General features: G+C 46.3%; 16 protein-coding genes and 1 pseudogene. 6 read left to right on the plus strand and 11 right to left on the minus strand.

The genetic code is table 11. The features are described 5' to 3' along the window. Positions 1 to 31: 31 nt before the first annotated feature. A complete protein-coding gene (locus tag ACLFWI_RS02340) occupies positions 32 to 655 on the plus strand; it encodes an alpha-ketoglutarate-dependent dioxygenase AlkB (protein ID WP_446411565.1) in 624 nt (207 codons plus the stop codon). A 27-nt stretch (positions 656 to 682) separates the two neighbouring features. On the opposite strand, the gene ACLFWI_RS02345 is transcribed toward ACLFWI_RS02340, so the two are convergent. Further along, positions 683 to 1378 carry a sigma-70 family RNA polymerase sigma factor gene (locus ACLFWI_RS02345; RefSeq protein WP_446411566.1) on the minus strand — a complete coding sequence of 232 codons (696 nt, stop codon included), beginning with the start codon at positions 1376 to 1378 and terminating at the stop codon, positions 683 to 685. Between the two features lie 635 nt (positions 1379 to 2013). On the opposite strand from ACLFWI_RS02345, the gene ACLFWI_RS02350 reads away from it, so the two are divergent. Together ACLFWI_RS02350 and ACLFWI_RS02355 are read left to right on the plus strand one after the other, a co-directional pair. Beyond that, positions 2014 to 2232, plus strand: coding sequence for a hypothetical protein (locus ACLFWI_RS02350; protein ID WP_446411567.1), 219 nt, complete (start codon positions 2014 to 2016; stop codon positions 2230 to 2232). A 583-nt stretch (positions 2233 to 2815) separates the two neighbouring features. Then, positions 2816 to 3007 (plus strand): annotated as a pseudogene (locus ACLFWI_RS02355) (tetratricopeptide repeat protein); the annotation flags it as partial. Positions 3008 to 3137: 130 nt separating this feature from the next. Here the strand turns inward: ACLFWI_RS02355 and ACLFWI_RS02360 are convergent. From ACLFWI_RS02360 to ACLFWI_RS02390, 7 genes are all read right to left on the minus strand, one after another. Next, complete coding sequence (locus ACLFWI_RS02360; protein WP_446411568.1) at positions 3138 to 7532, minus strand: CHAT domain-containing protein; 4395 nt, start codon at positions 7530 to 7532, stop codon at positions 3138 to 3140. Between the two features lie 276 nt (positions 7533 to 7808). After that, positions 7809 to 10481, minus strand: coding sequence for a carboxypeptidase-like regulatory domain-containing protein (locus ACLFWI_RS02365; RefSeq protein ID WP_446411569.1), 2673 nt, complete (start codon positions 10479 to 10481; stop codon positions 7809 to 7811). A gap of 611 nt (positions 10482 to 11092) precedes the next feature. Next, entirely contained in the window at positions 11093 to 11902 is an 810-nt protein-coding gene (locus tag ACLFWI_RS02370; RefSeq protein ID WP_446411570.1) for a P pilus assembly protein, chaperone PapD, read from the minus strand. 266 nt (positions 11903 to 12168) lie between these two features. Beyond that, positions 12169 to 12741, minus strand: a complete 573-nt coding sequence (locus ACLFWI_RS02375; RefSeq protein WP_446411571.1) for a hypothetical protein — start codon at positions 12739 to 12741, stop codon at positions 12169 to 12171. Positions 12742 to 12793: 52 nt separating this feature from the next. After that, complete coding sequence (locus ACLFWI_RS02380) at positions 12794 to 13273, minus strand: hypothetical protein (RefSeq protein ID WP_446411572.1); 480 nt, start codon at positions 13271 to 13273, stop codon at positions 12794 to 12796. 607 nt (positions 13274 to 13880) lie between these two features. Beyond that, a complete protein-coding gene (locus ACLFWI_RS02385; protein WP_446411573.1) occupies positions 13881 to 14462 on the minus strand; it encodes a J domain-containing protein in 582 nt (193 codons plus the stop codon). Between the two features lie 66 nt (positions 14463 to 14528). Next, entirely contained in the window at positions 14529 to 15125 is a 597-nt protein-coding gene (locus tag ACLFWI_RS02390; protein ID WP_446411574.1) for an ATP-dependent Clp protease proteolytic subunit, read from the minus strand. Positions 15126 to 15246: 121 nt separating this feature from the next. On the opposite strand from ACLFWI_RS02390, the gene ACLFWI_RS02395 reads away from it, so the two are divergent. Next, a complete protein-coding gene (locus tag ACLFWI_RS02395; protein WP_446411575.1) occupies positions 15247 to 15372 on the plus strand; it encodes a hypothetical protein in 126 nt (41 codons plus the stop codon). On the opposite strand, the gene ACLFWI_RS02400 is transcribed toward ACLFWI_RS02395, so the two are convergent. Then, positions 15369 to 16025: an ATP-dependent Clp protease proteolytic subunit gene (locus ACLFWI_RS02400; RefSeq protein ID WP_446411576.1), complete on the minus strand. Its 657-nt coding sequence runs from the start codon at positions 16023 to 16025 to the stop codon at positions 15369 to 15371. The two genes, ACLFWI_RS02395 and ACLFWI_RS02400, sit on opposite strands and share 4 nt — an antisense overlap. A 396-nt stretch (positions 16026 to 16421) precedes the next feature. Between ACLFWI_RS02400 and ACLFWI_RS02405 the strand changes: the two genes are divergently transcribed. Together ACLFWI_RS02405 and ACLFWI_RS02410 are read left to right on the plus strand one after the other, a co-directional pair. Beyond that, the gene (locus ACLFWI_RS02405; protein WP_446411577.1) at positions 16422 to 17663 is read left to right on the plus strand and encodes a vWA domain-containing protein; all 1242 of its coding nucleotides are present in this window, start codon (positions 16422 to 16424) and stop codon (positions 17661 to 17663) included. 245 nt (positions 17664 to 17908) lie between these two features. Continuing rightward, positions 17909 to 18625: a biliverdin-producing heme oxygenase gene (locus ACLFWI_RS02410; RefSeq protein WP_446411578.1), complete on the plus strand. Its 717-nt coding sequence runs from the start codon at positions 17909 to 17911 to the stop codon at positions 18623 to 18625. 126 nt (positions 18626 to 18751) lie between these two features. Here the strand turns inward: ACLFWI_RS02410 and ACLFWI_RS02415 are convergent, their stop codons facing one another. Both ACLFWI_RS02415 and ACLFWI_RS02420 read right to left on the minus strand, forming a co-directional pair. Continuing rightward, positions 18752 to 19267, minus strand: coding sequence for a WD40 repeat domain-containing protein (locus ACLFWI_RS02415; protein ID WP_446411579.1), 516 nt, complete (start codon positions 19265 to 19267; stop codon positions 18752 to 18754). After that, complete coding sequence (locus tag ACLFWI_RS02420) at positions 19150 to 20160, minus strand: toll/interleukin-1 receptor domain-containing protein (RefSeq protein ID WP_446411580.1); 1011 nt, start codon at positions 20158 to 20160, stop codon at positions 19150 to 19152. Before ACLFWI_RS02420 ends, ACLFWI_RS02415 begins: the two co-directional genes overlap by 118 nt. Between the last annotated feature and the right edge of the window lie 46 nt (positions 20161 to 20206).

Here is a 20206-nt window from a genome sequence, read left to right on the forward strand (position 1 = left end):
CTCGCATCCCTCACTACGAACCAATTCCAAAATGATACAATCATCAAAATCGCTAAAGTTTGATGTAGATCCTACATCAGACTTTATTGTGCCAGATATACCTGGACTAAACTACATCCCCGATTATATAAATACCCAGGAGCAAAATCAATTACTGGCGATTATCGACCAACAGGAATGGTCAACCCAATTAAAACGCCGAGTACAACATTATGGTTATCGCTATGAGTATAAAAAACGGGCATTAGCATCCGCCAGCTACTTAGGAGAATTGCCAGATTGGGCAAACCAACTGGGACAACGACTGGTTCGCGATCGCGTCACCCCAACTCCCCCCGATCAACTGATTGTCAATGAGTACTTACCCGGTCAAGGCATTACCAATCATGTTGACTGTGTTCCCTGTTTTGGTAATACTATTATCTCCCTAAGTTTGGGGAGTCGTTGTGTGATGAACTTGACCCATCCACCCACGCAAACTCAGATCCCTGTTCTGCTATTACCGGGGAGTTTACTTATTTTGCAAGGGGTTGCCCGCTATCAGTGGCAACATGGCATTCCTGCTCGCAAAAATGATAAGTATCAGGGAAGAGAATTCGGCAGAAATCGCCGAGTTTCGCTCACATTTCGAGAAGTTGTGTTTCCGTATAAGTGATTGTGACAATGCACCCCTTAAAAAGTTTTACCAAGCTTGAGTTGAGCGCGATCGCTGAATTTTTTTACGGCTTGTCGCCTTCAGTTCGAGTTGGATTGTTGCCGTTTGTAATAATCCCAACTCCTCAGCAAGGCGTTCTAATAACTCCCGCCAACGTTTTGAGACAGCACCTTGACTTTTTAAGCCCAAATCAGCAATTAGTTCGACTTGGGTTTTACCTTGTACTTTCCCCTGCCATAGTTTCTGATACCCTCGATTAGGATAACGTTGATCGAGTGCTGAAATAGCGGCGATGGCTCTGTTAATTAAATCAGTACGCTCCACAGCATCTAGCACGTCAAATTCATCCGGGATGGTTTCCAATAAAGATAAATTTGTTCCGGGAATCGCTTGATCTAAACTTGTACAGTGTCTTTGTTTGTCTTGACGAACTAAATCAATAATTGCCAAGCGAGCTACTTTTTTTGACCAGTGGTAAAATTGATTGGTTTCCCCAGTACGAAACTTGCCAGCCATTACAGCTTGAAATAATTTGATATGGGCAGTTTGGGCGGCATCTTCCCAGTCAATCGCCGTTCCGCTGGTATTTTTTCTGGCAATTTTCTCGATCATCTGGCGATAGTCTGGATGATTTAAAAGTTGGGCAAGAAACTGAGTTGTTTGGTGAGATGCGTAATTCTTGGGTTTAGGTTGAGTAACCCTAACTGAAAAAACATAGGTCATATAAAACTAGCTTGAAGTAGAATCCTGTTGGGTTGTGATAGTTTTAGTTTAATCATCAAAATCACAATTTAATTTATAAGAATTGAGGATTAAGATGAAATCGATCCCAATAAAAGTTGGGTAAAATTCAGGAAAATTCAGTTATACCAAATCCGGGTTAGCTATCCCCCTTATAACCCAGTCCGTGCAGGCGGACTACCCTTGGGGAAGGATTCGCATACATTAGTGTAGCCGCGATTTCAATCGTCTCCTCTTGCAGGGGGTAATAAAGGCGGATTTGGTATTAGGTGTAGCAAAAGGCAGAAGGTTTAGGGTACACGAAACAGATGTGATGATTCTGGACAAACTGTAACAAAAGCTACTAAACGCTCTGTGTTCTGACGATCTGTTGAGATGCCATGACACAGTTTTAAGCAATTCCCTGTGAAGTCAGAAGCTGGAACTTCAACGAAGTAAGTTGCGGTAGTTCACGAAGGTAGCGGTACCAGGGACTCTATCCCGATAGCGCTGATGAAAGCTGTATCACTATATAAGACTGAAACATAATCTCACAGGGTTCTCTATCCATAATCTCACCCTTGACCATCGTGTTTAGTCATTAGTCATGGGTCGTTGACACAAGGGGTTTTACAGAAATGAATTATCAAGACAAGTTGAGTCCGTGGAAAATTGTCCGCTTGCAGTCGAATTTGCAACATGTCATTGTGGGTCGCTTCCGTCGTCGTGGCGATGCTGAAGGTCATTTGCGTATTTTGAAGCGAATGATGCCTGACTTACAATTCGTGATTGTGTTTGATGTGGGTCACGCAGAGGAGTCTATTCCTTCCGTTTCTACGACTGACGGAGAAAATTAATCCTGTAGAGACGTTGCATGCAACGTCTCTACGTTAACCTGACTGATGCACCGTCTCTAGCAGCCATAATCCAAAGGATAAAGCAATACCGCCCACTAAAATAGGTCGCCGCCACTGAACCGCCATATCTTTTTTCTAACCTTACTTCCACTACGATAACGTTTTCGGGGGATTTACAGAATCCCTACAGGCGTATTTTAGAGTTGAGATTGGGTAGGATGCATCGGTGTCGGAGAGACATTGCAGGCAAAGTCTCCATAGTTCCTGAGTTTCAATTTCTCTGAACAAAGAAAAACATTAACTCCAACAATCCCCATTCCTCTCCATCAACGGCGGACTCTAAATCCAAACTATCCCGCCCCAAATTTATCTATTTAGGAAGAGTACAGTCTAAGCCCTTGATAGCTAAAATAAAAAGTATAATTCTTGTCGCGCTTTATCCGTCTGCCAATGTTGAGCAATGAACAAAATTACGAGTGGGATTCCCTGCCGCAATCTCAAGAATATTCCAGCCCTACTTTAACGAGACAAAGACAGTTATGATCAAGCCTTAGAACGTAAACAAGATTATCACTACTGGACAGAACGTGGAAATGCGCTTCAGGAATTACAACGCTACCAGGAAGCTATTACCGCTTACAATCAGGCGTTAAACTTGAACCCCAATGATGATCAACTGTGGATGCTAAAAAATCTGGCGACTAATCGCAGGCGTTGGCAAAAATGGCATCAAAAGCTAGTCAAGTTATGGCAGAGAATTAAATCCTTGTTTTAGCTAAAATTACAACCCCACTGTCAAGATGAGAGTACCAACTTTTCTGTGTAATCAGTGTGAATAAGCTCTCACCTCCCTACTCCCATCTGGACAATAAATCAGTGAAATCAGTGTTTTGACACATAACAAATTACCACGGACTACCAATCATCATAAATCCCGACCAATAATAAGGATGGGATAAATCAACTTGTCCCAACTCAGCCAATTGTGGCGGTAACGATACCCCTCCTCGCGTTCCACTCCCGCGCAATTGTCCCCCTTCAATCACCACATTTCCCCGCAACATCGATAACTGGGCTTCTCTTAGCGCCTCTGCCTTAATTGGAGTCTGACCCAGTTGATTATACAACTCAGTCATTAAGGCTAATGTGCCTTGGTCACTCACCTGCCAGACACTACCTAAAGCACTCTTCACACCCGACGCCACCGCTAATCCAGCAAATCCTAACTCCGCCTGATTGTCACCCACCGCCGTGCGACAAGCCGATAAGACTAATAACTCCACAGGGGGATTATCCCAATTCATTTGTTGCATTTGGTCTAAAGTTAACTTATCATTCCACAACTGCACATAGGAATTACTCGGTCCCCCGGATTTAAAATCGGCATGAGTTCCTAGATGAATAATTTCGTAAGGATAACGCTGGCGTTCTTGAATTAAATTCTCTAACGTAAACTCCTGATTCAGAAAAACTTGACCACCCACTTCTTGGGCAATCGTTGATAACTCTACCGGAACCGCTGGTAACGGATTAAGTTCCGTAAATTCTGATGCCCCCATCGCTAAGATTCGCGGATTTGTCAGCGGCTGATAATTACTATTCATCAGGCTGAATGTGGGAATCATGCTGAGGCTGTAGTTTTCAATCAAAAACTGTTCACCATCATGCAAGACTGGCATAGGTATCGTCCGCAATCCCGCATCCATGGAAAAGAGTAACGTATCAATTTCAGCCGCTTCCAGTTCCGATGCAATCGGTGCAATTAACCACTGATAGAGTTGTTGCGCGGGTTGCAAATAACCATTCCCCCGACGGCGGAATGCATCCGTCAGTTGGACTCGCAGTTCATTTGTAACTCCTAGAAGTTGGTCACGATTAACCGGGATAACTTTAGTGACAGGTTCAGCGGCGGCGGTAAAGAGAACTAATTTCACGCCATCTGGTTCTGTCACCGCATAAATCACGGCAGAACGATTCCCGATTTGGCGTTCAATTTCTGCCAACGCCTGTTCAATACTGGCTAAGGAAATTGAATACTGAGAGAAATCTCGCCCAAAGTAATCCGCAAATTCTTTCAGTCGGGCTTGTTCTAAGGATTCAATATAGCGATTCGTCGCCTCCCCTGCATCTTGTCGGGTCAAAAGTGCGGTTGAGGCGTTGATAATTGGCAGCGCTTGAGTCACATTTTCTGTGGTATCTATAAAGGGCAGAGACTCGATAAGATTGTCTGAATCAATTCCCTTATAAAGATTGTAAATGTCACTCGGGGAAAGAAGTGTCTGTGGAGGAACAGGTGTCTGTGGAGAACCTGCACTAATAATCTGGATATTTCCTGTCGTTTGAGTTGAGGGAAAGGATTCCACCGGAGAAATTGTCGCACTACCCGTGGTAAGGGCGGCGGCTATGCCATTCGTCGTTGCATCACCGATTTCAAAGGGTGTTTCATTTTCTCCGCCATGGCTAATCGTAATATTGCCCCCTTCACTCCCCCCAATGGTGGAGATACTCGCAGGTATACCATTAGCGGCGATAAAGATATCGGTGGCGCGGAAAAAGCTGTCAGTGGTAATATCGACTGTGCCGCCTGTCGTACCCCCTTCTGTATTAATCCAGCTAACTTGAATATCATTAGGGGCATTAAGGCTAACATTACCCCCTCCTCCAGAACCGCCAGTGGTGTGAATTTTCCCGGTGGTAATTTCCCGGTTGGCTTCGATGACAAGATTCCCGCCATTCGTATCGCCAGAGGTATTAATATCACCCGTCGTAATCCCCCCATTTTGGCTAGTTAGGGTAATCGTTCCACCAGTTGTGGATGAACCACTATCCAGGATGCCACTACTGGCATCAATACTACCTTCACTGGTTAACGTAATATTTCCAATACCTTGAGTTTCAACCGTACCACTTCCCAGCAGAGAAATACCAATATTATTTGAGGCGGTTGTATCTTGTCCCGTACTGCTAAGCAGAATATTACCAGTATTAGAACTTACCTTTGTCCCCGAATCCTGAATCTGAATTCCGCGACTAGAAGCCTCTGTTCCCCCTGTACCCTCTAGAGTAATATTCCCTGAACCTGTGGATTCAACCACACCGCCACTCAGCATAAAAATACCAAAGTTATTGTTTCCCGTGGCATTTTCGGCTGCACCCCTGAGGAGAATATCACCATTGTTTGAACTTACGGTTCCTGAATTCTGAATCTGAATACCTCGATTCCCATCTGTTCCCGTTCCCGCTGTACCCTCTAGAGTAATATTGCCGATTCCTGTGGATTCAACCACACCACCCAGCATAAAAATACCAAAGTTATCGTTTCCGGTTGAGTCTCCACCAATACCGTTAATTACAATATCGCCATCCTCGGAACTTACCCTTGTTCCAGGATTTTGAATCTCGATACCGCGAGTCGCACTTGTCCCAGAACCACCAGTTCCCTCTAAAGTAATAGTACCTGTTCCTGTTGATTCCACAACCGTACCATTAGTCAGAAAAATCCCCGTTTTTGCTGCACCGTCACTACTTCCTCTGCCAGTAATCTCAATCGCACCATCTCCAGAATTGAGAGTTCCACCATTAAGCTGTACCGTTCCAATCGCATCACCGCCAAAGGTTCCCGGTTTTATGAAAATATTACCGCCATTGGTGAAAATTTGCGAGTCTGAATTCATCAGGAATTGGGCAACTCCGGATTCTCGCTGGGTGGCTACTGAATTTTCATCATTAATTGTGGCACTAAAGTTGCCGCCGTCTAAAGTAATGACCACATTATTAATCGTGATACTTCTGCCCGCTTGCAGCGTCAACGTGCCAATGTTACTGGCATTGATACTCTGATTAATCGTAATATCATTATTCGCTTGCAGAACCACATTCCCCATTAGGGCATTAAATTGATCCGCATCAAAGGTAACTGAGTTGCCTGAATTCTCGCCAAAGGCATTATTGAGATTGAAATCATCTGTTCCTCCATCACTAATCGTGATATTCTTCGGATCAAATAAGATAGTTCCTAGATTCCCAGATGTTGCCCCGACATCAATCAACCCTCGGAAAATAAAACTATCTCTAGCCGATATCTCCACCAAACCGCCATCACCGAAACTTTCGCCCCCTGTGGCACTCACACTGCCATAAAAACGGTTAATTTCATCTGCCCAAGCCACAACCTGCCCAGCATTTCCCTGTTCAAGTGCATCAGCATAAATAACGGAATCTGAACTTACAAATGTCCGTAAAGCATTGGGTATTGAACCTTTTCCTTGAAACCCGCCACCAATCAAAACTGTGCCACCCCCATCACCACCAGAGGCATTAATTGTGGCATTGATGACTCCTACTTGTTCGCCGACTAGATAGACATTACCCCCCACTTGTTCACTAGACGTATCAACCACACCAGACAGAATTGTTGTTCCCGCCTCTGTGGGTATTACCACATCTGAACCTATGAGTCGCACCGTATTTGCTGAGTTAACAATAACGCCTGTACTTTCTTCATCTTGTCCGGTGAGTAACTCAGCTAATTGTAATGGTGAAATTCCGTCTGCTGTTGGCAGGTAATCTTCCCCCGTGGCTGCTTTAATTTCTAAAGACAGTAACATCCCCGCTTGCGAAATCCGGACTAAGTTTTCTCCAGGAACCGCCGTCATCGTAATAGTACCCCCAGGGGCGGAAAGGGTTCCTGCATTAATAACTTGACCCGCCAGCAGGGTTAAATTTTCTCCCTCACTTACCGCCAATTCACCCGCATTAATAATACTTCCTGGCTGAACCATCGTAAACGCAAAACGATTGGGAGAACCGACTAAGGATTGATAGTCTGTCTCACCACTGGCATTAAACCAACCATTCTCAAAGCCAATTCCATTTGCCGTCGTCGCCGTAAAACTTCCTGGCACATTCAGACTGGCATCCGACCCAAAAATAAACCCCGATGGATTCATCAGAAATAGATTCGAGTTTCCACCAGTAACCTGAATTAACCCATTAATAAATGATGCTTGATTCCCAGATATTCTGCCTAAAATATTGTGAATCTGTGGATTAGATAAAAAGTTAGCAATTTGATTTGCATCGAGTCCAAATTCCTGGAAACTATGGAACAGATTCGCGCCATCTCCGGAAAGCGTTCCCTCTGTAATATTAAACTGGTTCCCTTCTAAATTAATACTTGTATTCGTTCCATCATCAGCCGCTGTTATCGACTCGGCTTGTAGCGGTTCCTGCTTCAGAAATACCAATGGGATGAACAATACTATCCCTAACCAACGGCTGAACTGAATCGGTGTAGACATGAGTGTTCCCTGATCTTGAGGTAGAAATGCACTGGACTGGTTTAAGGGATTAAATCGATAAAAAATCACCCTGTTGGGGGTAGTTAATCGACTTAGAAGAGGTTGTTATTGATAACCTATCAACTAAAGCTGACCTTGGTATCGGTTTAGTGAGGTTGCAGGGTTACTAAATTTATGTATTATTTTGCCGCAGCTTTCTCTAGTATAAAGAAATAAAGCGCTATATCTAAATGATTAGTGAAACTTGAGTTCCCAGTTTCCAGTTTCCGGAGTGGGTTAGGGCGATCGCAGATTCAACTCCTGAAATGGTTCTGCATCCTCATCCAAGGTGATTGTCCCCGGTTGGGCGGGTTCCTGATTGATTTGCAGCGTGAATGTCCCCTGGGGTAACTGTTCCAGATAATAAACACCCGCCCCATTGGTGACGGAAAATCGTCGTTGTTCGCCATCAACGCTAATCGCTTCTACCCTCGCCCCAGCAACTATATTCCCTTGGGCGTCAGTCACCACCCCAGAGAGAGTATAGGATAACACCAGAGGAACTTGGACTACCGTATAACTTCCCGCCACCACTTCAACCCTGTATGCATCATTGACGGTTTGCCAATCCAGGGGAAATCCAGACGGATCAAAGTCGAGGCGATAGGTTCCCGGTGGTAAGCGTAGCCCAATTCGATCCGCTTGGACTTGGGGACGAAAGGATTGAATCGGTTGGTTATTGAGAATTAATAATAACTCTGGGTTTTCGGTGTAGATTTCTTCGCCCCGATCGCGCTTACCATTATTATTACGGTCAAAAAACGGCTGAATCAATATCCCACCGCGATCGCGAAACCGATCCGATTGGCGATCGCCTGGAGTTACCCCTTCCTGTACATTTAAACTTGCCACCAATTCTAGGCTATAATTAGCCTCACTAGAAGTTAGTGATACCCCATCATAACGCCCACGCAACAGCAAACCCGGTATAATCGTCGTCTGTATCTGGGCAATCCAGCCCGAACCCTGAGAACCCAACCCATAGCCCAACTGAGTGTCCCACAGATAACTCCCATCTGGCGATCGCGCTTTGGATCGATAGCGCCAACCAACCGTCGTTAAAGTATCCCGACGCTGAAGGTTGCGGGTTTCATAACTCAGCAGTACAGAATAGCCATCACCCAGAAAACGGCGCGATAGATTATAATTCAACTCAGACCGAAACCCCAATTCATTCCCCTGATGATTCAGTTGTAAAAATCCTAACCGTTGTGTCGCATTCCAGCGCCAGCGATTTTGGTCATCAAGCGTCGCCCGGGCAAAGGTAAAAAAACCACGACGACTGAATCCGGTTTGCATCCCTACCGCCGTCCCCTCGCGACTATTATAGGTTCCCAATACCGTCAAACGGGGAAAGACACGCCAATTCAGGTTAAGCCGTTGGGACAAGCGATCGCTATTAAACTGTAAACTAATCGTAGAGGTTGGTTCATAACGCAAATTCGCATTAATATCCCAATCCCCCTGTTGATCTGGACTCAACACCGACGCCGCCACTTCCAAGGGTATCCCATTAGGGCGGAAAAATACATCCGCCAATCCCCTCGCTGCTTGGTCATAAATCCCCCCCACCCCAATCGTCAAATCTTCCGATATCCCCCACCGTTGGGCAATTCCCCCCTGAAAATTCTGCCATTCTCCAATAAAATTCTGATTTTGAACTCCAGAGGGTTGATGAGACAAACCTGCTGAAACAATTGTCACGGAAGCCCCATCCGGAATTTGTCCTGGAACCGTGGAAAACGTCGCCTCCCGCACCTCCGGTTGAGCCGAAAGGCGTCCTTGAGGATATAATAAAACCCGATAATTCCCCAACCGTTGACCGCCAATCGGTACATCCTCAAACCGATAAACCCCCGACGAATCCACCAGAACCTCAGCCAATACAAGGTCACTAAATCCCTGTGTCAGACGTACCAACGTCCCCGGTTCCGCTTCACCCACAATCGTCTGTCCCACCTGCGACGCTTGCAACCGTTGTCCTGGACTAAATCCACCCCCACCAAACGTCACCGGAGGTGTAAACCCTTGTCGCTGAATCGTGGTTACACCCCAATAATCCCCCCTCCCCTGACTTCGCCAAAACGTCGGTTGAGAACCAATCACATAATCCGCCGCATCCGTTTGTCGCAAATACTGGGCTTCTGTCAGACTCCACGTCGGTGAGTCTAAGAAATCCGGTTGATTCACCCGAACATACCAACTCCCTGATAGCAATGTTCCCACCGCCGCCAACTCCCCCCGATACCGTAGGGAAGAAGACTCACCCAAACCCGACGCTGACTCTGATCCAGTCGCCGTAATCTGTTCCTCAATCGCCGTTAGCGTCAAATCGTTTGGCGTAATTCGGGGTAAACCTTCCAGTTGAATAGGGGGTTCCGTCGCCGCAATCCCCCCAATTTTCTGTCCCAACCACGGCGGATTCAGAATAATCGCATACTCATTAATATCGAATTCTGCGGCAACACCAAGTAACCTTTCCACCTCTTGAATTGACAAAACCAACCCCAACTCCGGATCATTCTGTAACTCCTGGGGATTGAGGCGAGTAATCAATCCAGGCGATCGCACGTCTAATTGTCCATCCGCTAACGGCGTCACCTCCAGCTTCAACGCTTGAACCACCGCATCATAAGGAATCAACCACTTCTCAAACTCAACCGCTTGGCTACCATCTTCTTGTCCCCGCACCAAGACACTAAAAATCACCGGACGCCCCCCGACATTCACCCCCACCGGAAATACCGTAAAGTTATCGTAATTTTCAATAACTGGAGTGACTGAATCCTCCATCTGTGTTTGACTAATCATCGTCTCCTGAAAACGGGAATAGCTAACAGAACAAGCCTTAGCCGCCATTCCCACAACCAAACCAACAATTATCGCGATTTGCCACCAAACAGAATCCACACCGGAAAACCCCAGGCTTGCGTCCAGAAAACCTGTAATCTCTAATCCACTATTTTAGCTGTCTTCCGCCAGTCAAAATTTGCCGACATTCTTCCTGTACATTACATATAACGGCTGACGATAACTAAAACTTTTCCCCCCACCCAACTTCAATCAGACTTTTGTTAATTTACAGAACTTAACCGCCCCAAAAACTGTGAGAATAATTCTCAACTACTAACGGATTTACGTCAATCCAGCGATTTGGTAGAATTGAACATCTGGGGAAGTCTGTCCAATTTTTCTCCAATCCTGGACACCATTCCCTGAAACCATTGAAATAGCATCAAAACAGAACTCAATTCGCCTCAATTCCATCAAAACCCGCACCACTTAGATGCATGTATTTTTGTAAAAAACACATATTTTTTTTGACATAACCCCCTTTTCCTGGTAAAGCGAACAAAGCCAAATAAACAGCAAAAACAAAGCCCATCGCCTCCCCGACTCAAACCCCACAGACCCTCTGCGACCCTCTGCGCTTTCCTCTGCGATCCTCTGCGTTTAAAAAAGATCAACCTCTCGACACCACCAATCCAACCGACAGGCTCAACCACGCGATCGCCCCTTATTTAGGGCATAGGAATCATCAAATCAACAATAAACGGCTGTGTCTGTCGCTGATCATCTTCAGCCCAGATTAACTCACCCGTAAGCTGATATTGACCCGTAGCCAATTGCCCTTCATCAGGATAATTTAATAGAAACTGACGCTCACTCTCAGCCACAATCCCCGTTGGTTTCAAACTTCCTGTATCTATAACCGTATCTCCCTGCTTTAACGTCCAACTCACCGCTGCTCTAGCCGATGCCATTCCGGTATTTTCAACAAGGAGTTGAATCTGTCCTTGCTCTGAATTCCAACTAGCACTCTCCACTGCCAAATTTGGTGATAACTCTCCCTGACGCACATAAATTGTTGTGCCAATTCGGGCGGTTAACGCGACAGAATTACCCCCAGTATCCGTGGTTTCCTGAAGTGTTTCCGTAAACACAACGGCTCGATATTCCCCCTCTGGTAAACTAGGGGGAAAGCGAGTAATTAAACGGATGCGTCGCTGCACTCCCGGTGGTACAGTTAATTCTCTGGGTGAAAATTGCAGGTAAGGGGTTAAATCACTAGGGCTAGAGTCTAAGATTTGGAATCCATTATCATCATAAGTAAAGGGTTCAGCGTAAATTCGCCCCCGAAACGGTTGATTACTGGTATTGGTAACATTAATAATCGCTTGAGCTTGACCGCGATTGGCTTGGGCTTCAATCACCAAGGGTGAAACACTCATCTGGGCTTGCGCCGCACCTGCACACAGTAAAGCCGCCGATAATACCCAACGACTGAGGCGAGTAACGGTGGGCAAGACAGAATTAAAACCTAGAGTCATAGCCGTATCAGGGAAGGGTATCAGAGATGGGTAGGGGGTAGGGGTAGGGGGTAGGGGCGAGTCGCTGCACTAGCGTAAACGGGACAACCGATTAATCAACTCGACTCGCCCTGCTAACGTAAACGGGACAACCGATTAATCAACTCGACTCGCCCTGCTAACGTAAACGGGACAACCGATTAATCAACTCGTAACCCTGATTCGGGTATCGTTGGGGTCTTCTCGCGGAATTTGATCAGGGCTAAGGTTCCCTTACTACAAACCTCCTACGGCACAATTGTTAAAGTGACAGCATACTGATAAACTCCGGCTTCAAAAAATCCACCATCAACGCCTAGATCAACTTCCACAGTTTGTCGAAACCCGTCATCAGGGTTAGGACTCAAAGGAAAAATGGGCATGGATAGACCAGTACCACCGCCGCTACCGTCAGCCGGACCGCTATAGAATGTTTCTGCACCTGGAACTCTTGCCCGTGCCTCTAAAAAAGCATCTGAACCCGGAGGGGGGAACGGACCATTATCGAACTCTGGATTGGTGGGAGTAAAAGAGACAAAGCGGGCATCTGTGATTTCAAGGTCTACTCCTGATGTATTACAGGAAACATCAACTGTACCCGATACTCCTCCCGGCGCATCAGAGGTAATTTCTCCATTCACAGGTCCACCGGTTGATGGTCCACCCCGGTACACCAATACACCTGGAACTGGGGTGGCAAAACTACAACTCTCCCCAATATTTCCTTCAAAAATGACATCAACAGATTGCGCCAAAACGTTCGGACTAAACGCCACCGCACCCGCCAGAACAAAGCCAGATAAAACTAAACGACGAATCATGGGAAACCTCCTTAAGGTATATGCACAAATAAACCAAACATCGATAAGCGAATTAAGGGATAACCGTCAGCGTCACCGCATAATTGTAAGTCCCAGCCGGAAACGGTACAGGTCTTTCCACACGCATATCGACTTCTAAATCACTAATTCCCACCGGCAGATTCATGGTAACCTCCGCCGTATCCGCCGTCACCTGTTGTGTACCAACCGTAACAAAGGTGACATAAGTTGTCCCATCCGGATCAGGTGTTGACCCGGAGATGAGCCGAGGCGGTGAAACCGTTAACGTAGCAGGGGTGTTTGACTGTAATGTTACGGTGGCTGGATTGACGGATTCTATAACATTAGGCAGTTGAACTGAACCACCACTAGCCGTTGTTTCCACTATACCCAGGACAACCTGGTCAAAGGTTACCTCAATGGGAACACTAGCCGTAAATGGAATATCAACGGTTTGAGCCAGCGCTTCAGAACTAAACCCCATAGCACTTGCCAGGGTTAACGCTGATGCAACGGCGTAAAGACGAGACATTTAAAGCTCCTCTAGGGTAGCTGTTTTCAATCTATCCCAAGCTTTGTTGGGTAAACATCTAATTTATCCTCTGGATAATAATTCGTCAATTTCTTTAAGAGTTCGCAATCTTTCCAGACTGGGGACAAATAACAATCGGGTTCACTGTTGTCCAGTATACCTTCATAGTTCATTGTTCATTGTTCATGGCAATGAACGACAGGCGATGAACCATGAACCAAGGGTTGGGCAGCTAAATCCCTTATCTTTGTCTGATTCAGGAGCATCTCAAGGAAAACCTATAACTCATAAGAAACACGTTTTGACATAGGAAATTGAGTAAAGGGCGACCCGATCAGATTAAGTGGACACAATTGTTGATTAATGCAAGCGGGTCGCCCCTACAGGATGATTAAAGGTGATCAGATCCCGTTTGATTCTCTGTCACTGAGAGGATTATTGACAATTGGAGAGTGCGATCGCGCTTTGTACTGTTCCGCTTTGAAGTGATCAGTATCGAGTCTAAGTATCGAGTCTATAGGTCGGCACATTTTCCCATGATAAAAGTATACCAAAAAAAGGAGCGATCGCACCCTGACTCAAAAAAATCTGTAACTGTTTCTGATCATCAATAAACCATCTGTTCCATAAGACGAAAATCTCGTTCGACTTCTGCCCACAACGAACGATTATGGGGGTCAGTCTTCAGAGCTTTTTTCAAATAAATTCTCGCCTTATCCAACTGCCCATCCTTAACCAAATATCGTCCCCAACATTGATAGGTAATCGCTTGCCACTGTCGCACCTCTGGATCTTGGGGAATCCGTTGCGCTAACCCCTCAACCAGCGCGATCGCACGGGCAAATCGTTGTTCTTTAAGTAATTGCTGTAAACGCTCATAGGATGTCCATTTGAGCTGATATTCTATCTCTGATAGGGGAGGAATGGAGGGAGGTTTTGTTGGCGGCTGCTTTGTCACCGTAACCGTCTGGGAATCCTCAGCCGAGTGAGTTGTCCCAGAGGGTTTAATCGCATTCAGCAGCAGCTTATACGCCTGTGTCAACTCAATAAACTTAGTTTGAGCCAGCCCGTCACCGACATTGACATCCGGATGACACTGGCGTGCCAAACGCCGATAGGATGCCTTAATCTCTAATCGAGAGGCACCATCACTTAAACCCAACAATCGATAACAATCCGCCAGATTCATCTCCAGGACAAGCAATGATAGGGGTAGAGGCAGTATTTTAGAACTGCCCCACCGATTCTGTCTATCTTAGCCTGCTCTGTCTTCAATCACCCGGTCAATCAATCCGTATTCCTTCGCCTCTTGCGCGGACATGAAAAAGTCGCGATCGATATCTTTTTCAATCTTCTCAACCGATTGACCCGTCTTGTCCGCGTAGATTTGGTTGAGTTGACGCCGGATTCGCAAAATCTCCCTGGCTTCAATCTCAATATCTGTCGCTTGTCCCCGCACACCGCCAGAGGGTTGGTGAATCATAATCCGGGAGTGGGGTAACGCCAACCGTTTCCCATGCTTCCCAGCCGCCAGCAGGAACGATCCCATCGACGCCGCTAAACCGACACAGATAGTCACCACATCCGACTTGATATGCTGCATGGTGTCATAAATCGCCATACCTGCGGTAACTGAACCACCGGGAGAATTGATGTACAGATAAATATCTTTGTTGTTGTCTTCCGAATCCAGGTAAAGCATCACCGCGATGATCTGGTTAGTAATCTCATCATCGACTTCTTTACCCAGAAAAATAATCCGTTCCCGGTAGAGACGATTGTAGATATCAATCCAATCGCTGTAAGGAGAACCAGGAAGTTGATAAGGAACCTTGGGGACACCAATGGGCATAATTTGCTCCGAATTCTAGAAAACGTTTTTAATGGTCTGTCGGGGCGGGTTTCACAATTATCGTTTTTTCTCTCACCTAGATGGGACTGAACCCGCCCTGATCTAGTTGTAGAGACGTGCCATGGCGCGTCTTTGTGTGCCATGGCGCGTCTTTGTAGTCGGCAAGAAGGGTTTAGACATGAGACTGGATGGTTTACCGAAGCTGAACCCCAACGACTCACCTTTGAGTACCCAATTTAAGCACTAAGACGCACTGGCGGCGATAGCAGCCGGAACCTCATCGCTCTCTAACACCCGATCAATCAAGCCATACTCTTTTGCCTCATAGGGGTTCAGGTACAACATCCGCTCCATATCCTTGGCAATCTTTTCGGCAGATTGATCCGTATTTTTGGCAAAAATATCCATCATAGTCATCTTGTTGGCTAGCACTTCCTTCGCCCGAATTTGGATATCTGTGGCTTGACCCCTTGCATAGCTCTTGGGTTGGTGCAGCACAATTGAGGCATTGGGTAAGCTTGCCCGACAGCCTTTTGTCCCCGCCGACAGCAGCATCGCCGCCATCCCCATTGCCGAACCAATACAAATGGTATGGATGGGAGGTTGAATGTAATTCATCGTGTCACAGATGGCAAAGGCTTCTGTTTCAAAGCCAATCGGTTCACCATCGTAACGGGAGGTTCCCGTGGAATTAATGTAGATTTTAATCGGCTTGTCGGGATTGTCGTACTGCAAGTACAAAAGTTCTGCCACAATCAATTCGGTAACTTGCGGCACCAAGGGCAAACCTAGATAGACAATCCGCTCATTGAGGAGCAGTGACGGTAAATCAGGTGGCGGGGTGCGGTAGTTTTGCCGACCATAGTAAGTTGATTGAACTGCCTGAATCGGTTGTTTCATGTTTTCCCTGTACACGACTGCATATTTGTAGAGTTAGGTATAACGTAGACCGCGTAGGTCTTAGGCTGGTCAGGTATGGACAATTTCGGTACCCCCGGCTTAAGCCGTGGGGTTCCTGACTGGGGAATGCAATAATGGCGCTATCTTTAAAACATAGTAGCGTGCTTTTCAACTACCCCACCGTGTAAGACGGTGGGGATTGAGAGAGGCAAGTCTCAAAACATAAGTGTTGGTGCGATTCGTTTGTGGCGAAATGAAGTTGCTTGGGGTGGTTCTTTGCATTGATTATGATTCAGAGTTTACCATGAGCAACCTCAACCCTTCATCAGTACTTATGTATTACACAAAGGTTACTATAATTACATCTTTTCACTGGCTTAGGAGTTTGAGAGAGACATGAAAGTTGGTTTACACCCTGCCCTCAGCGATACTAATCTGGATGCCAATCAACCCAGTTCCCAGCGTCAGTTATCGATCGCGATTCGGGCAATCAGCCAATCCCAGGATCAGTCACTGCCGTTGAATTTATGCTTAATTCTCGATCACAGCGGATCTATGCATGGGCGTCCCCTAGAAACGGTGAAAAAAGCGGCAATACAACTGATTGAACGACTCAAGGAGGGCGATCGCATATCTGTGATTGCCTTTGATCATCGTGCCAAAGTGTTGGTTCCCAATCAAGCGATCGATAATCTGGATACGATTAAATCCCAAATCCGCCAACTGTCTGCCGATGGGGGAACGGCGATTGATGAGGGGTTGAAACTGGGGATTGCAGAAGTGGCTAAGGGAAAAGCTGACGCCGTGTCTCAGGTATTTCTGCTAACCGATGGCGAAAATGAACATGGAGACAATGAACGCTGCTTAAAATTAGCCCAATTCGCAGTTGAGAATAAGCTGACGATCAATACCCTAGGATTTGGGGCAAGTTGGAACCAAGATGTGCTAGAAAAAATTGCCGATTCGGGGAGTGGTACACTTTCTTATATTGAACAGCCAGAGCAAGCGGTGCAGGAGTTTGGACGCTTGTTTAACCGTATCCAAGCCGTTGGCTTGACCAATGCCTACTTATTATGTGAATTAATGGATGGTGTGCGGTTTGCCGAATTCAAACCCATTGCCCAAGTCGCCCCGGATACGATTGAACTCCCCCTGCAACTCCAAGGTGATCAATTTGTCGTCCGCTTGGGTGATTTGATGACGGATGCCGAACGGGTGATTCTGGCAAATCTGTATATGGGACAACTGTCTCCAGGGTATCAGGCGATCGCGAAGCTGCAAGTACTTTATGATGACCCGGCTACGGGGGAAGAGGGGTTAAAGTCGGAACAGGTTCCCGTCGAGATTAACGTTCAGAGTACCTATCAACCGTCTCCCAATACCAAAGTCCAACAATCGATTCTGGCATTAGCCAAATACAGGCAAACCCAAATAGCCGAAGCCAAACTGCAAACAGGCGATCGCTCTGGCGCTGCCACAATGTTACAAACGGCGGCTAATACGGCGATCCAAATGGGAGATCAAAGTGCCGCTACGGTGCTGCAAACTAACGCGACTCGTTTGCAATCTGGCGAAGAACTCTCAGACGCCGATCGCAAGAAAACTCGGATTGTGTCCAAGACTATCTTGCAGGAGTGAGACTCTAGCATAAGGCTCCAAGGCTCCAAGGCTCCAAGACACCAAGCCGATAAGGTGCATGTCACCCCTTCAGTGCATGGTGTCTGTTTTTTGCCCACACCCGACACCCGACACTCGACACCTATTTTACAATTCTTAATATCATTTCTCATCATATCAGTTTACCCTAAGCATTTGGGACGGTTTTGATACGTTTTGGACGTAAAAATACACAAGTCGTAAACCTTAGGGATAGGAAATTTAACATGAGTACCAATTTAGCCACTCAGTTACGTGAGGGAACAAAAAAAGCCCATACGATGGCAGAAAACGTGGGATTTGTCAAATGTTTTTTGAAAGGGGTCGTTGAAAAGAACTCCTACCGGAAACTCGTCGCCAATCTCTACTTCGTCTATAGTGCGATGGAAGAAGAAATGGAGCGCCATCGTCAACATCCAGTTCTCTCAAAACTCTACTTTCCCCAACTCAATCGCCAGAAAAGTCTAGAGCAAGACTTGCACTATTACTACGGTGCCAACTGGCGCGAACAAGTAGCGCCTTCAGCCGCCGGGAAAGACTACGTGCAGCGAATTCGCGACCTGTCCGCCTCTGAACCAGAACTATTAGTCGCCCATTGCTACACGCGCTATCTGGGCGATTTATCTGGGGGACAAATCCTGAAAAAAATTGCTCAACGGGCGATGAATTTATCTGAGGGTGAAGGTACAGCGTTTTACGAGTTTAAAGACATTCCTGACGAAAAAGCCTTCAAAGCTGAGTATCGCCAAGCCTTGGATGAACTCCCCATTGATAACGCCACAGCCGAACGGATTGTTGATCAGGCAAATGCGGCATTTGGCATGAATATGAAGCTGTTCCAGGAATTAGAAGGTAACCTGATTAAAGCCATTGGTCAAATGCTCTTCAACACCCTAACCCGTCGTCGGAGTGGTGGTAGCACCGAACTGGCTACGGCGGAATAACTTGCTTATATCATGTCCGGTTAAATACCCATAATTAGGGTGATGGGGAGATGGGGTGAGGGTGAGTACGGGCTTGGTAAAGGAGCCCGTACATTTTTATTGGGGGTGAGAAAGCCGGACATCCTATTACTTTTTATCATTGGGACTAAACGCCACCTGATTCACCTTATCCTTTTCCTTCAAAGTCGTTAATAAAGTGCCATCTCGCTTCCAAACCTTTACATTCTTATCCTGACTTGCCGTAGCAATGAGCTGACTATTTGGACTAAAGGCGACATCCTGAACCTTGTCAGTTTCGTTCAGAGTTGTTTGCAAAGTACCGTCTTTGTGCCACAAGTTTACGGTATTATCATCACTTGCCGAAGCAATTAATGTCTCATCTGGGCTAAACGCGACGGCATTCACCACATCTTGATGCCGATGGAGCGTTTTGACAAAATTGTTCTCACGTTCCCAGAGTTTGACGCTGTTATCTTCACTAGTGGACGCAATCGTATGAGTCTTGGGATTAAACGTTACGTTTGTCACCTTATCCCTATGCCCAGCCAGGGTTGCCAGCAAAGTGCCGTCTGGTTTCCACAGTTTAATGGTTTTATCGTGACTGGCGGAGGCAATAGTTTTCCCATCAGAACTGAACGCCACTCCGCTAACCGAATTTTTATGCCCTGACAGCTTCTTGAAAAAGGTGCCGTCTCGATTCCACAGTTTGACGGTTTTATCATCACTGGCTTGGCTTGTTTGCTTTCCTGAATAAATGTTTGCTGCAACGCTGTCGGTGCAGGCTGTTTATTTTGCTCTAATGCCGTTTGTAACCAGTTTTGGGCAACAGCAAACTCACTCCCCCGCAGCAGCAAGTCTTGACTGTTTCCTTTTTCCTGCCACTCCAACGCCCGTTGCGACCATTTCGTGTGACTGCTAACATGTTCACGATCTGTGTCTAAGGTTCTAACCAGTTGGCTGAAGTTGGTGGCAAAGTCGATTTCGTTTTGACTAAAGTCAATCCACTGAATTTTGGCTAACTCTGGATGCAAATCGGCTGGGTTCACCGCTTGATGCAGCACCGTCACAATTCGCTTATTCAAGGAAGCCGCATATTCGACTTCATCGGCACAGTAAGGAGAATTGATTGAGCGAGGAGAGAGAACCACTAAAAAGTTGTCCGAAGCTTCAATTCCCTGATAGATTTCTTGCTGAAAATCGGCATCCGCTGGAATACTTTCTTGGTCAAACCAAGTGGTTTTTCCCTGCATCTGTAATGCCTCATTCAGCTTATGAACAAAGTCAGAATCAACACGAGAGTAGGAAATAAAGACATTCAGTGAGGTGGCGGGTGGCTGGCGTAGACTTTCGCGGATAAATTCGTTCTGGAAGGAGGTAGGCAGATGCTGATGTTGAAAATCTACCCCCAGAGGAATATTTTCAAAGTCAAACCAAACCTTTAAACCGTAATCCCTGAGGTGCTGGTAAAGTTTGAGGGCAAAAGCTTTGCTATCTGCTCGCCCGTAGGAAATAAATGCATCCTGGAAACCGTTCATCTATCTATCTGGGGGTAGAAATTTCTGGTTGTATCCGCAATATAGC

Source organism: Coleofasciculus sp., from assembly GCF_046539235.1.
Taxonomy (GTDB): domain Bacteria; phylum Cyanobacteriota; class Cyanobacteriia; order Cyanobacteriales; family Coleofasciculaceae; genus Coleofasciculus.